The following is a 13343-nucleotide window of genomic DNA, read 5'->3' on the forward strand; positions in this document are numbered from 1 at the left end:
TCCTTTTTCTCATATTCTCCATGACAAACATTCAATTCCCTTATGCTTCCTTCCTGAGTATACTTGACCTCGGATGAAAGCTTCAAGAAAGAATGGAGAATGGAACGAAGATGAAAAAATCGGAATGGCTGCTGCTTGTCGTCACGTTATGCTGGGGGTCCGCTTACTTGCTGTTGAAGGCGGCGATGGAGGCGGTCGAGCCGCTCATGCTGATCGGGCTGCGCTTCATGATCGGCTTCCTGATCGCCGGCGCGATCCTGTATCCCCGGCTGAGGAAGGCGACGCGCCGAACCGTCGCGCTCGCCGCGATGCAAGGCGCGCTGCTGTTCCTCATTTCCGTGACGGTCACGTTCGCGCTCAAGTCGACGTCGACGGCGAACGCCAGCTTCCTGCTCAGCCTGACGGTCATCTTCGTGCCGCTCCTGTCCGCGACGTTCCTGCGCCAGAAGCTGACGCCGCAGCTGACGGCGGGCATCGGCTTCGCCATCGCCGGCATCGGCCTGATGACGCTGAAAATGCCGCTGTCGATGCAGCCCGGCGACCTGCTCTGCATGCTCGCCGCCCTCATCAACGCGACGTACGTGCTGCTGACGTCCCGAGCGGCTAAAGAAGTCGACACGATCAATCTCGGCGTCCTGCAGCTCGGCTTCGCCGGCCTGTTCGGACTGATCTTCGCCGGCTTCATGGGCCAGCTGTCGCTTCCGTCGACCGGCGGAGGCTGGGGAGCGATCCTCGCGCTCGCGGTCGTCTGCAGCGCCTTCTGCTACATCGCCCAGCCGGCCGCGCAGAAATTCACGACCGCCTCGCGAGCGGGACTCATCTTCTCGATGGAGCCGGTGTTCGCGGCGATGTTCGGCTTCCTCGTCGTGGGAGAAATGCTCTCTGCGCAAGGCTATGCGGGCGCGGCGCTCGTCCTCACCGGCGTGCTCGTCTCGGAGTACGGAGCCCGCTGGCTGCAAGCGCTGCGCCGCCGCAGCCGCCCGCAGGCGCAGCCGCAGCCTGGGCCCGGCATGCTGCCCTGAGCGGAGGAGCTTGGGCCGCTTCCTGCCTCGCGCCGCCGGCTCGAGCGCATCGGATGCATAGGAAAGAGCGGAACGATTGCCGTTCCGCTCTTTTTCGTCTTCTTCTTTGTCTATAGCAGCACAGGCGAGCGCCGCGCCGCCAGCTTGACCGCTTGACGCATCGCGGCAGCGCGCACCCGCTCCGGTCCGTAGGCGGCGTCCTCGCTGCGGAACAGCTCGCACAGCGCCTGCTGGGCCGCCTGCACGGCGAGCCGCTCGTCGCCGAGCAGGTAATAGCAGACGGAATAGCATTCCTGCTCCGACTGCCGCAGCCTCAGAATTCTCTCCTCGGATCGCTTCCTCATGCCGCTCTCTCCCTTGCCTCGTTCTCTATCTAAGACGGATTATACCTGCGAAATGTATCCGGAATAGGTCCGACTTTAAGTATAACGGGCTTTGACCTGACAGAAAGCAACAAAAACATAGCATTTTCTGAAGTTTTTCTTAAACCGAGGCCGCGCTTACGCGTCGGCCTTGCGCAGCGATTCGACCGGCGTGCTCCGCAGCGCCGTGCGGACGGAACCGGCCTGCAGCAGCACGGCAAGCGCGGACAGCGTCAGCAGGATGCCGCCGAGCAGCCAGCCGTCGAAGTCGACCCGCAGCGGCTCCTCCCACGGGCGCAAATCCGTCTGGATGACGCGGGCGAACGCGCTCGCGCCGCTCCATCCGGCCGCCCAGCCCGCCGCGAGCCCAAGCAGGCCGAGCAGGCTCCCCTCCAGCATGAACGCCCGCCGGAGCGTCGGCGCCGGCACGCCGGCGCAGCGGAGCATCGCGAGCTCGCGCTCGCGGTCGAGCATCGAGCGCCGCTGCAGGACGGCCAGGCCGAGCAGCCCGATCGCCGCCGAGAGCGCGGTGAAGGCCAGGAAGCCGGTCACGAGCCGCTTCGAGGAAGCATGCTCCTTCCACGTGTCCAGATAGGGAATGGCGGCCGTCGAGGCGCCGGCGGACAGGAGCCGGGAGACGACCTCCTCGTCCTGCTTGAGATCGGTCGCGTCGAGCTGCAGCAGGATCAGCCCTTTGAACTTCTGATTGTCCCATGGGCGATGGTAGCCCTCGTGCAGCTGCTTCCAGACATCGGGATGGACGTAGGTCGTATCGTAGACGTACTCCGTATGGACACCGGAAGCGGAATTCGGCTCGGCGAAGCCGGCGATCGTGAACGTCTGCTTCAGGTCGGGCGGCTGTCCGGCGGCCCTGACTTCTGCCTTGAAAAAGCCGAGCTCGATCGTGTCGCCGACGCGGTAGAGCTTTTCCGGAGACCAGAAGGTCGCGGACGGCTCGACGCCGAAGTCCTTGTAGCTTCGCGGCAGGACGATGTACCTCTTGTCCTCCATCACCTTGTCCCAGGCTTCCTGATCGGTCGCAAAGGCCGAGGACCGCTCCAGCAGCTTCCAGCCGCCTCCCCGGACGAGCTCGGGGGTGACCGGCACGAACGATTGCCCGCCCCTGCTGGAGCTGTCCGACAGCGAGATGGAAGCCATCGTCGGCTGGACATGCGCGTAGCTCTCTACCGCTTGACGCAGCGTCTCGTCGCTCTTCAGCAGCTCCAGCATGTCCTGCTTCTCGCTGTCGCTCTCGTACGCGACGAAGCCGCCGTAGCCGAGCAGCGCCTGCGGACCGCGCGCCGGATCCGAGTTCGGGAGGATGAGGCTGGATATGCCCGAGGTGAAGGTGATCGTCATCATCGTGACGGCGAACAGCAGCATGACGGTGAACGTGCGTCCCGGACGCTGCGCCGCATAGCGCAGAGCGAGCAGCACGTCCGCTCCGGCGCGCGCTCCGAGCCGCGAGCCTGCCGCCTGCAGCAGCAGTTGCAGCAGCAGCGTCAGCGCGGCGGCGGAGGCGAGCCAGACGAGCGCCAGCCGCAGCATGACCGAGCCGTCCGCAACCTGCGGCGACCAGCCCCAGGTGTGGTAAGCCTGCAGCCCGGCGACGGCGCAGGCCGCTGCGGCGGCGACGGCCAAGCGGATGGAGCGGCGACGCTTGCCGCTCGCAGACGCGCCCTCCCTTGATTCGCCCCGCATCGCGCCGACGATCGAGCCCGTGCCGGCCAGCCGGCTCGCCGCCAGCACGAGCAGCAGCTGATACAGCAGCACGGCCGCCCCTCCCGCCAGCAGCACCGGCAGCGACAGATGCGGCTCGATCGGGATGCCCGACGCTTCGGCCGAGCGGCCGAGCTCCGAGCCGTAGATCGCCTTCACAAGCCCCCAGCCGCCGGCCAGTCCCGCCGCGATGCCGGCCAGGCCGGACAGCAGCCCGAGCAGCAGCGCCTCCGCCCGGAACAGGCTGCGCGCCTGCTTGCGGCTGAGGCCGATCGCCCGCAGCACGCCGTACAGCTCCGCCCGCGAGTCGGCGAGCATGAGCACGATCTGCCGCAGCAGGAACGCGCTGGAGAAGATCGCCGTCAGGCTGATGACGCCGATCAGGATGACGAGATTGCTGCGCGTCATGTCCTCCGCTTTCCGCTTGACGAAGCGAGTCTCGTACCAGCCCTCCTGCTTCGACGAAAAGCTCATGCCGAGCACCGAATCGGCCGGATTCATCCGCGAAGCGAGAATCGCCGACCAGCTGCCCTCCGGCAGCGCGGCCAGCCGCCGCGCGTCGTCCGGATGGAGCGCGAGCGTCGCGTTATGCCGCGCCCCGTCGCCCCGGTAGCCGGACAAGCCGGACGGAGGCGGCGCATCGCGCAGCTTGAAGCCGACGCGGGCGCCGTCCGGAGCGCCGGCATAAACGATGTCGCCGGCCTGCAGTCCGAGCGTCTCCGCCGCATCCGCGTCGAGCAGCGCCTCGCCCGGCCGCAGCGGCTCGTCCCACAGCCGCGAGCCCGGCTCGAACGCAGCGGCCGCCGGCGCCTCGAAGCCGATCGCGAGCGCCTGCTGCAGCATGGCCGCCTCCGCGTCGGGCTCCGGCGAAGCGTACAGCATCACCGTCGCCGACGCGGCGGGAAGATAGCGGTACGGAAACGGCCCTTCGCCGTTGCCCTCCGCCGCGACCTCCCGAGCCCTCTCCGCCGTGAAGCCGGCCTCCTGGCCGGCAGGGACGAGCTCCCAGTCGATCGGCCCGAAGTGGCGGCTCAGCCAGCGGTCGCCGCTTTCGCGGACAGAGCCGTAATGAAACAACGACATCGCCAGCAGCATCGCGCCGATCGCTCCGGCCAGCACGGCGAGCGCCGTCTGCCGCCCCTGCCGGCGCAAATAGCGCGAGCCCATCGCCCACGAAATGCCGCGGGTCAGCATGACGAGCCTCCGCGGTCCTCGACGATCCGCCCGTTGAACATGCGGATCTGCCGCGGCAGCCGCTGCGCCAGCCGGTCGTCATGCGTGACGAGCAGCAGCGTCATGCCGTACTGGCGGTTCATCAGCTCCAGCAGACCGATCACCTGATCGGCGGCATCGGAATCGAGCGCGCCGGTCGGCTCGTCGGCGAACAGGATGTCCGGCCGCCCGGCGACGGCGCGGGCGATCGCCACGCGCTGGCTCTGGCCGCCGGACAGAGCCGACGGCCGAGCGCGGCGCTTGGCGGCGAGGCCGACCAGGTCGAGCGCCTCAAGCGCCTGCCGCTCCGCCTCGCGGCGCGACATGCCGGCGGCGAGCAGCGGCAGCTGCACGTTCTCCTCCGCGCTCAGCACCGGCACGAGATGATACGCTTGGAACACGAAGCCCATGCGCTTCAGCCGCAGCGCCGCCAGCTCGCTTTCGCGCCGCCGGTGGACCGCCTCGTCTCCGATCCAGATCTCCCCGCCGTCGACCGGCTCCAGGCCGGCAAGCACATGCAGCAGCGTCGACTTGCCGCAGCCGGACGGCCCGGTCACCGCCGCCATCTCCCCCTTGTCCAGCGTCAGGCCGACCTCGCGGAGCGCTTTTGTCGCCTCGACTCCCGTTCCATACGTCTTATTCAGTTCTGTCGCTCTCAGCATCGGCTGCAATCTCCTTTTCCTCCCCGCGCTTCGGGGATGCCTCTACCGTACCAGGCCGGGATGCAGTCCTCGCCGAAACGATGTGCAGAACCTGTGCAGAGCGGACGGACTGTCGGCCTATTCGCGGAAATGCGGGCGCGAACGACGGGCGCGAACGATCCGACGCTCATTCGCGGAACAGCGGCAAGCGCACCGTGAATTCGGCGCCGCCGCCGACGCGGCTCTCCACCTGCACCGAGCCGTCATGCGCCTCGGCGATGCCCTTGACGACAGCCAGCCCGAGGCCGATGCCGCGCGGCGCCGGACTTCCGTCCGCATAGGTCGGCTTGCGGTAATACCGGTGGAACAGCTGCCCCGCCTCTTCGGGCTCGAAGCCCCAGCCGTCGTCGCGCACGCGCAGCACAAGCTCCGCTCCGCTCGCCGAAGCGCTCACCGTCACGCGGCTGCGGGCATGGCGGATCGCGTTGCCGAGCAGGTTGAGCAGCAGCTGCGAGAACCGCTTCCCGTCCCCGTACAGCAGCAGCTTGCCGTCCAGCTCGGCGACGAGCCCGATGCCCCGATCGTCGGCATCCGGCTGCAGCAGCTCCATCGCCGCCGCCGCGACGGCGGCCGGCTCGAACCAATTCTTCTCCAGCTGCAGGCGGCCGCTCTCGGCCAGGCTCAGATCCTGCAGATCCTGCACGAGCCGGCTCATCGCGGCGGCTTGCTCCGACAGAGCAGCCAGCCGCTCGGGCGGCAGCGGGCGCTGCTCGTACAAGGCGTTGTCGAGCGAGGCGCGGATGACGGAGAGCGGCGTGCGCAGCTCATGCGCGACCTCCGCGACCATGAGCCGGCGCGTCGTGCGCAGCTGCCGGATGAGCGCGTCGGCCCGCCCCAGCGCCTGCTCCAGCTGCCGCTCCTCGGCCGCGTCCGCGCGCGCGGACCCCGCCCGCTCGCCGGACCCGCCTGTCTCGTCCGATGGCAGCGCAGCCTCGGTCGCCGCGCCCTCGCGGGGGACATGGAGGCGCGCCGCAGCCGCCTGCCCAGCCTCAGTCTCAGCATCCGTCCGCGCGGCTGGCGCTCGCCCTCTGTCTGCCGCCGCGTCGCCTCCATCCCGATCCGGCTCATCCGCCAAGCGCTCGGCGACCCGGCTCCATGCCGCCAGGCGCCGCCGCCAGCGGCGACGCTCCAGCCGCATGGCTGCGGCGATCAGCAGCGCCGTAAGCGCAGCCGGCGGCAGGCAGCGCCCCAGCGCCGCCCAGGACGAGTCTCCCGCCACGGGACCGGCCGGCAGCAGCGCCGCGAGCAGCGCGGCGGCCGCCCCGCCGCCGATCGGCAAGGCCGCGGCGGCGGCGATCCGCTGAATCCGCTGCGCGTCCATCATCGGCCGGCTCCCGCATCGGGATTGAACTTGTAGCCGACCCCGTACACGGTCAGCACGAAGCGCGGATCGGCCGGATCGTCGCCGAGCTTGCGCCGCAGGTTGCGGATATGGCTGTCGATCGTGCGCTCATAACCGGCGAACGCGTCGCCGAGCGCCTCCTCCAGCAGATGCGTCCTCGTGAATACCCGGCCCGGCCGCGAGGCGAGCCGCAGCAGCAGCGCGAACTCGGTCCGGGTCAGCTCAAGCGCCCGGCCTTCGAGCTCCGCCTCATGCGACAGCGGCCGAATCGTCAGCTCGCCGCGCTCCAGCACCTCTCCTTCGCCGCCTGGCTCCTGGACGTCCGCGCCGGACGCCGTCGCCGTTCGGCCTGCGCGCCTCAGCACCGCCTTCATGCGAGCATGCAGCTCGCGCAGGCTGAACGGCTTCTGAATGAAATCGTCCGCTCCGAGCTCCAGCGCAAGCACGCGGTCGAACTCATCGCCTCTGGCCGTCACCATGAGCAGCGGCAGCTGCCAGCTGCGGTCGTTGAGCCGGCACAGATCCAGTCCCGTCCGCCCGCCTTCGAGCATCCAATCGACGAGCAGCAGGTCCGGCCTGCCGCGCTCGATGAGCGCTTCCGCTTCCTCCGCCGAGGCCGCTCCCTCGACCTCCCAGCCTTCCTGCCGCAGGAAGCGGGCTCCTTCCTCCAGCAGCTCCCGCTCATCCTCGATCCATACGACCTTCATGTCCATCCCCCGTCCGCTCCAGCTTGATCTCTCGGTTTCCTATTATATCCATCCCTGCATCCGCTGCAAAGCAAATACGGGACGAAACGGAGAACTGCTCCGCTTCGTCCCGTATCGCTTTTCATGCCTGCAGCGCGCAGGCGGCGCTCCGAGCGGCCGGTCAGCCGACCTGGAACTCGTTGCGCTTGATGATGTGGATGTCGTCTCCGGCATAGATGTGGATGTAGATCACATACTTGCCCGGCTCCGGAAACGTATGCTCCACCTCATATTCCTTGTCCGACTTCTTCGTCGAGGTGAGCAGCACCGGGAGCTCCTGCTCCGTCTCCTCGCGGATGTCGAAGTCGATCTTGAGATCGTCCTCCTGCAGGAGGGACTCGATGCCCTCGATCTCCGCCGTCAGCTGGAGCGGCGAGCCGGCGACAGCCGCCGGCTCGCTCGCGATATGCGTCTCCACGGCGGATTCATCCACGCCGCCGCTGCGCGAGGAGCAGCCCGCCGCGACGAGCAGCAGCGCGGCCAATAGGATCAGTCCGAATTTCTTCAACGTCATTAGCCTCCTTGGCATGTTCCCTATCCTTTCCCATTATACCCGCTCGTCCGCTCTTTGGCTTCGGCGAACCATGAACTTTTCTTGTCGAGCGTTGCCGGATTGTGCTACAATTCGGTCTAACTGAATCTGAACCTTCGGGGCAGGGTGAAATTCCCTACCGGCGGTGACGGCGCCAGCTTGGCGCCGAAGCCCGCGACTCCCGCTGCCGCTTCATGGGGCGGCGGGACTGACTTGGTGCGAGTCCAAGGCCGACGGTATAGTCCGGATGAGAGAAGGTGAAACCCTGCTTGGCGCCATTTTGGCGGCAGGCGGGTTCTTCATGCCCCCGTCCTGATCCTTCAGGCGGGGGCATGCTGCTTCTAACGAGGTTCAATTCAAATTCCGTTTCATGGGGGTTTTTGAATTGGGTACGACCGCTGCCGCATCGAGTCCGCTGCAGGCGGACCGCGGCGGACTGCTCTCCCGCGGGCGCGGCATCTGGTATGTCGCGCTCGGAGCGACGCTCTGGGGAGTCGATCCGCTGTTCCGCATCCTGCTGCTCCAGCATTTCACGTCCGCGCAGATCGTCTTTCTCGAGCATCTGCTGCTGGCCGTCTATTCCGTTCCGGTCCTGATCCATTACCGTCATCAGCTCTCCGGCAAGCTCACGCTCGGCATCGTCGGCGCGATGCTGTTCATCTCCTGGGGAGGCTCGGCAATCGCCACCGTCATGTTCACCGCGGCGTTCAGCTACGGCAACTTCAACGCCGTCCTGCTGCTGCAGAAGCTGCAGCCGCTGTTCGCGATCCTGCTCGCGCGGATCGTGCTGCGCGAAGCGCTGCCGCGCCGCTTCGGCTGGTTCCTGCTGCTGGCGCTGGCCGGCACCTACCTGCTGACGTTCGGCTTCGGCTCCCCGGCGCTCGGCCTGCATGACCTCGCTACCCTCGGCTGCCTGCTCTCCATCGGGGCGGCGGCGCTGTGGGGCGGATCCACCGTCATGGGCAAGTACCTGCTCACCAAGGGCATGGGCTTCCACTTCGTGACGGCGCTGCGCTTCCTGCTCGCCATCCCGCTGCTCGGCCTGCTCGTCCTCGTCGCCGGCGACGGCTGGCAGACGCTCGGCGCAGGGGGTGCGGCGGCGCTGCTGCTCGTGAACCTGCTGTTCCAGGCGTTCATCCCGGGCTTGCTGAGCATGCTGCTCTATTACAAAGGGCTGTCCGGCACCAAAGCCTCGCTCGCCACGCTCGCGGAGCTGGCGTTCCCTGCCGTCGGCGTGCTCATCAACTGGCTCGTCTTCGACCAGGCGCTCACCGCCGGCCAAGTCGCCGGCTTCGTGGTCATCTGGACCGTGCTCGTGCTGCTGAGCCGCAGCGCCTCGCGCTCCGCTCAGCCCGCCGCTCCTGCGGGCTGACTTCAGCCTTCAGCCCCCGGCAACGCTGCCAGATCAAAAAGGGCGGCAGCCCGAATCCTCCCCTCTGAGGCGGATCCGGGCTGCCGCCCTTTTTACGTCCTATCCTGTCGATGCTCAGGCTTCGTCCGCACGCATGAACCGCGCTTCGTCGAAGCAGCCGTCCAGTCCGGGCTCCGTGCCCTCCGCCGCCAGCAGCGCCAGCTGCAGCTCGCCTCCGTCGCCGGGCAGGCTGATGCGCCGCGCCGCGTTCATGACCCGATGCCAAGGCAAGCCTTGGGACTCGCCCATGCTGTGCAGCACGCGCACGACTTGGCGCGCCGCGCGCGGCTGGCCGGCTGCCGCCGCCACCGCGCCGTACGTCATGAGCCGTCCTTCGGGAATGGCTTTCACGACTTGGACGACGCTTGCCGTGAATGGCTGCATGTCATCCGCCTCCCCTTTGCTCAGACGTTGTCGGCTTCGCCCGCATGGGCGGCGCAGAACGCCGCCGCTTCCGCCAGCTCGTCCTCCTCCAGCCCGAAGTCCAGCAGCTGGTCGGTGCCGCGCTCGCGGATCTCATGCGAGACGACGCGGCCTTCCCCGCCAGACGCGAGCGCGTAGACGACGCGCACGTACAGGCCCGCCGGGCGGTACAGCTCGTCCTCCTCGTCGACCTCGATCAGCAGCGTGAACTCGTAGCGGTCGCCGCTCAGAATGCCGAACGGATCCTTCAGCTTCTCGACCGTATATTCGCTAATTTCCAATAGCTCCAGCTCCATCAGCTTCCCTCCTCATCTTGAAGCGTGCCCTCCGGCACGAGCTCCAGCACCGCCTGCCGCACCGCCGGCTCGTCCAGCCGGTCCGACAGCACGACGATCTCGCCGCGATCCTCGCGCGTCCGGATGAGCCGCCCGAATCCTTGACGCAGCCGCAGCTGCATGAACGGCTTCTCCACCTCGGCGAAAGCATCCTGCGCTTCCGACCGCCGGGCGTTGTAGACCGGATCGGCGGGCGGCCACGGCAGCTCCCAGACGACGACGAGCGACAGCGAAGGACCCGGTATGTCCAATCCTTCCCAAAGCGTCGCGGCGGCAAGCACGCTTTCCTCGTCGTTTTGGAACCGGCCGATCAGATGGCTGATCTCCGCGTCGCCCTCGTACAGCATCCGGTAGCCGTCCAGCTCCCCGCTCGACGCCGCCCAGTCGCGGAACTCCGCCAGCTGCCGACGGTCCGGGAACAGCAGCAGCGCGCGGCCGCCGCTGCGCCGAAGCGCCTTCAGAGCAGCAGCGCGCTTGGCCTCCGGTCCGTCCGTGCGGACCGTCCGCACCTGCATCTGCTCGGCGTAGTCATACGGACTCGGCGTGCTGAACTGCAGGTAGTCCCGGATGCCGAGCGAATCGGCCACATAATGGAACGAGCCGCCCGCCGAGAGCGTCGCCGACGAGAAGATGATCGGCATCGGACGCGCGAACACGCGCTCCGCCAGCACCTCCTTGACGAGCCGCGGCATGAGCACGAGCGACAGTCCGTCCGCCTCGTCGGCGAGCCAGGCGATCAGCCCGTCCGGACGGTCGAACAGCGCGAGCGCGGTGCCGATCATGTCCAGATGCTCCTCGACGATCGTCAGATGATAAGCGTCAAGGGTGAACAGTCCGCTTTCGAACACGAGTTGCTCCTCGATCTCCTCCAGCTGCGAGCGGAAGGCGCGGACCTCGCGCGTCAGCTCCGGCGTCCAGCGGAACTCGAGCCGGTCCGAGCCGGCCACCGGCCTGGCCTCGCGCCGCAGCAGGCGGAACAGCGACTCGCTGCGCGCGATCGCGTCCTCGATGCCGTAGGCGAGCGACTCGCGGATGTCGTTCTGCAGCAGCCGGCTGACGATCGACTCGAACATCGCATGCTGCAGCTTGTAGGTGAGCGCGTTCTGCGCGGCCGCCTCGAGCAGATGGCCCTCGTCGAAGACGACCGAGCTATGCTCCGGAAGCAGCGGCAGCTGCCCTTCGCGCTTGCGCGCCTCTGCCGTCCACACATGCTCCATATAGAAGTCATGCGAGCAGATGAGCACGTCCGGCGCCTTGCGGTAGTGGTCGCGCGAGAGCGTCATGCCGCAGCGATGGCGCTGCGGGCAGATGAGGCAGTCCTGGAACACGTCCCAGCCGATGCGCGACCAGTCGGCGTCGTCGAGCTCGGGGTAGTCCTTGCGGCTGCCGTACGGGTGGAACGCCTGCATCGTCGCGGGACGATGCACGAACTCCGGCAGCGAGCGGTGGAGCTCGTCGAACCGCTCGCCCCCTTCGCCGCCGCGGGCCGCGTCAAGCTTGTTCAGGCACAGGTATTGGCCTTGCGACTTCGCCACGCGGGCGTCGACGGCAAGTCCGAGATGGCGGGCGATCTTGGCCAGGTCGCCCTCCGGCTTCGTCAGCTGCTCGATCAGCGACTCGTCGGCGCAGGCGATGACGGCGGGCTTTTGCGTATAGCGGGCGTAGGCGGCGGCGTACAGCAGGTAGACGAGCGTCTTGCCGGTGCCGACGCCGGCCTCCGCGAACAGCGTCTTGCGCTCCTGGTAGGCGCGCTCGAGCTGGAACGCCATGAAGATCTGCTCGTCCCGCACCTCGAAGCCGGCCTCGGGAAGAATGTCGTAGAAAACGTCGGCGATCCAGTCGCTCGCCTGGCCGATGAACGGCAGCGAAGGATCGTAGACGAACGGATAGCGGGTCTGGGTCAAGCGGGCATAGCCTCCCCTTGCAGGTTGAAGATCAGGAGAGCGGACGGCTGCGGGCGGTTTCGGTTGCCCTGCCTCGCAGCGCTCCGCTGCCCATGTCGAACCTTCATCATAATCCGCCGGGTAGTCTGTGTAAAGGGGCTTGCCTCCACCCGCCGCCGATCCGCTGCCCGTCGGCAGCACATTTTCTCGAGTGCGCTACCTAGCTCCGCTGCTGCAGCTTGCGCGCTTCGGCCGGGAGCGCCTCCGACTCCAGCACCGTCTTGCCCTCCGGCGCATGCTGGGCGGCGGCCAGCATCGCGGCCGCGATGACGCGGGCCTCGACCGGCCGATAGCGGGCGAGCGGCCCTTTCATCAGCGGACCGAACGCCTTGCCGACCGCTCCAGCCGCCGCTTCGAGCGTGCGCTTCTCGGCGCGGGCGCCCAAGATTTGGGACGGCCGCAGCAGCACGAGCTTGCGCAGGCCGAGCTTGCCGAGCTCCTGCTCGAGCTCGCCTTTGACCCGCAAGTAAAAGGCGCGGGACGACGCGGAGGCGCCGATCGACGAGACGATGACGAGCGAGGCGGCGCCTTCGGCGGCAGTCGAGCGGGCGAGCCGCAGCGGCAGCTCGTAGTCGACCTCCCGGAATGCCGCCTGGCTGCCGGCCTTGCGGATCGTCGTGCCGGTTGCGATGAACAGATCCGCTCCCTTCAGGCGGCCCTCCAGCGCCGCCTCCGGCCGATCCTGCTCCCAAACGACCCCCTGCAGCTTCGCATGCGTTGTCCCCGTGCTTCGGCGGCCGGCCGCGATCACTTCGGTGTAGGCTTCGCTCTCCAGCAGCAGCCGCAGCAGCTCTCCTCCTACGAGTCCGGTCGCGCCGGCAATGACGGCCGTTCGTGCCATCCGCATCCCCCTCCTTCTTCGATCTGTCCTCATTATTCCATGCCGGAGAGAACATGGCAAAACGGCCGATCGGACGGCGGAGCGGAAACCGGAAATCGCTTCGCGGAGCGAGCGTCGTGACCGGCATCCGCTTCGCGGAGCATCGTGACCGGTATCCGCTTCGCGGAGCCGGCGTCGTGACCGGCACGCGCTTCGCGGAGCGAGCGTCGTGACCGGCATCCGCTTCGCGGAGCGGGCAATGTGACCGGTATCCGCTTCGCGGAGCGGGCAATGTGACCGGTATCCGCTTCGCGGAGCGGGCATCGTGACCGGTATCCGCTTCGCGGAGCGGGCATCGTGACCGGTATCCGCTTCGCGGAGCGGGGACTCGTTCCGATCTCCCTGGAGCCCAGATTCCTTTGATCCCATTCCCCAGCAGGGGTGGAATCCGGCCTCCAAGGGAACCGCTGCCGCTTCTCCACGAGTTCCCCGCCCCGCTTCGCTCCGGTCCCCAAGCTCTACTCATGCCCCGCATACGGTACGCAGCTCCACACCAAGCTCCTACTTTCCTTTTAGATCCGAGCTGCTCGGTTTTTACGCGCAACTCCCTCCGTTCCGACTCCTGTCTACCCGAGCTGCTCGGTTTTTCCGCGTAACTCCCTCCGTTCCGCCACCTACATACCGGAGTTACTCGGTTTTTCCGCGCAACTCCCTCCGTTCCGACTCCTGCCTATCCGAGTTACTCGGTTTTTCCGCGTAACTCCCTCCGTTCCGA

Annotated in this window: 13 protein-coding genes and 1 riboswitch; of the genes, 3 read left to right on the forward strand and 10 right to left on the reverse strand. The window is 67.5% G+C overall.

The window, feature by feature from the left end:
- Window positions 1–110: 110 nt before the first annotated feature.
- The gene (locus GE073_RS13385; protein ID WP_194843364.1) at window positions 111–1022 is read left to right on the forward strand and encodes a DMT family transporter; all 912 of its coding nucleotides are present in this window, start codon (window positions 111–113) and stop codon (window positions 1020–1022) included.
- A gap of 110 nt (window positions 1023–1132) precedes the next feature.
- On the opposite strand, the gene GE073_RS13390 is transcribed toward GE073_RS13385, so the two are convergent.
- The 6 genes from GE073_RS13390 to GE073_RS13415 all read right to left on the reverse strand — a co-directional run bounded on the left by GE073_RS13390 (window position 1133) and on the right by GE073_RS13415 (window position 7612).
- Window positions 1133–1366 (reverse strand): hypothetical protein, encoded by a 234-nt coding sequence (locus GE073_RS13390; protein WP_028597253.1) that lies wholly within the window; start codon window positions 1364–1366, stop codon window positions 1133–1135.
- A gap of 156 nt (window positions 1367–1522) precedes the next feature.
- Window positions 1523–4297: an FtsX-like permease family protein gene (locus GE073_RS13395; RefSeq protein WP_153783679.1), complete on the reverse strand. Its 2775-nt coding sequence runs from the start codon at window positions 4295–4297 to the stop codon at window positions 1523–1525.
- A complete protein-coding gene (locus GE073_RS13400) occupies window positions 4291–4977 on the reverse strand; it encodes an ABC transporter ATP-binding protein (protein ID WP_153783680.1) in 687 nt (228 codons plus the stop codon). Before GE073_RS13400 ends, GE073_RS13395 begins: the two co-directional genes overlap by 7 nt.
- Before the next feature lie 166 nt (window positions 4978–5143).
- Window positions 5144–6340, reverse strand: coding sequence for a sensor histidine kinase (locus GE073_RS13405; RefSeq protein ID WP_084136507.1), 1197 nt, complete (start codon window positions 6338–6340; stop codon window positions 5144–5146).
- Window positions 6337–7071 (reverse strand): response regulator transcription factor, encoded by a 735-nt coding sequence (locus tag GE073_RS13410; RefSeq protein ID WP_028597257.1) that lies wholly within the window; start codon window positions 7069–7071, stop codon window positions 6337–6339. The genes GE073_RS13405 and GE073_RS13410 overlap by 4 nt, the downstream gene beginning before the upstream one ends.
- 154 nt (window positions 7072–7225) lie before the next feature.
- Window positions 7226–7612: a hypothetical protein gene (locus GE073_RS13415; protein WP_028597258.1), complete on the reverse strand. Its 387-nt coding sequence runs from the start codon at window positions 7610–7612 to the stop codon at window positions 7226–7228.
- Between the two features lie 132 nt (window positions 7613–7744).
- Window positions 7745–7899: riboswitch (FMN riboswitch) on the forward strand.
- A gap of 152 nt (window positions 7900–8051) precedes the next feature.
- On the opposite strand from GE073_RS13415, the gene GE073_RS13420 reads away from it, so the two are divergent.
- Window positions 8052–9008 carry a DMT family transporter gene (locus GE073_RS13420; protein WP_416362104.1) on the forward strand — a complete coding sequence of 319 codons (957 nt, stop codon included), beginning with the start codon at window positions 8052–8054 and terminating at the stop codon, window positions 9006–9008.
- 114 nt (window positions 9009–9122) lie between these two features.
- Here GE073_RS13420 and GE073_RS13425 read toward each other — a convergent pair whose 3' ends face one another.
- The 4 genes from GE073_RS13425 to GE073_RS25060 form a co-directional block, all read right to left on the reverse strand.
- A complete protein-coding gene (locus GE073_RS13425) occupies window positions 9123–9431 on the reverse strand; it encodes an MGMT family protein (RefSeq protein WP_028597260.1) in 309 nt (102 codons plus the stop codon).
- Between the two features lie 20 nt (window positions 9432–9451).
- Entirely contained in the window at window positions 9452–9766 is a 315-nt protein-coding gene (locus GE073_RS13430; RefSeq protein ID WP_043110834.1) for a DUF6509 family protein, read from the reverse strand.
- Complete coding sequence (locus tag GE073_RS13435; RefSeq protein ID WP_228551506.1) at window positions 9766–11709, reverse strand: ATP-dependent DNA helicase; 1944 nt, start codon at window positions 11707–11709, stop codon at window positions 9766–9768. The genes GE073_RS13430 and GE073_RS13435 overlap by 1 nt, the downstream gene beginning before the upstream one ends.
- A gap of 199 nt (window positions 11710–11908) precedes the next feature.
- Window positions 11909–12589, reverse strand: a complete 681-nt coding sequence (locus GE073_RS25060; RefSeq protein WP_194843365.1) for an NAD-dependent epimerase/dehydratase family protein — start codon at window positions 12587–12589, stop codon at window positions 11909–11911.
- Between the two features lie 53 nt (window positions 12590–12642).
- Between GE073_RS25060 and GE073_RS25065 the strand changes: the two genes are divergently transcribed.
- Complete coding sequence (locus tag GE073_RS25065; protein ID WP_164820151.1) at window positions 12643–12801, forward strand: hypothetical protein; 159 nt, start codon at window positions 12643–12645, stop codon at window positions 12799–12801.
- Window positions 12802–13343: the final 542 nt, after the last annotated feature.

Source organism: Paenibacillus sp. B01, assembly GCF_009649995.1.
GTDB classification, from domain to species: Bacteria; Bacillota; Bacilli; order Paenibacillales; family Paenibacillaceae; genus Paenibacillus_O; species Paenibacillus_O pasadenensis.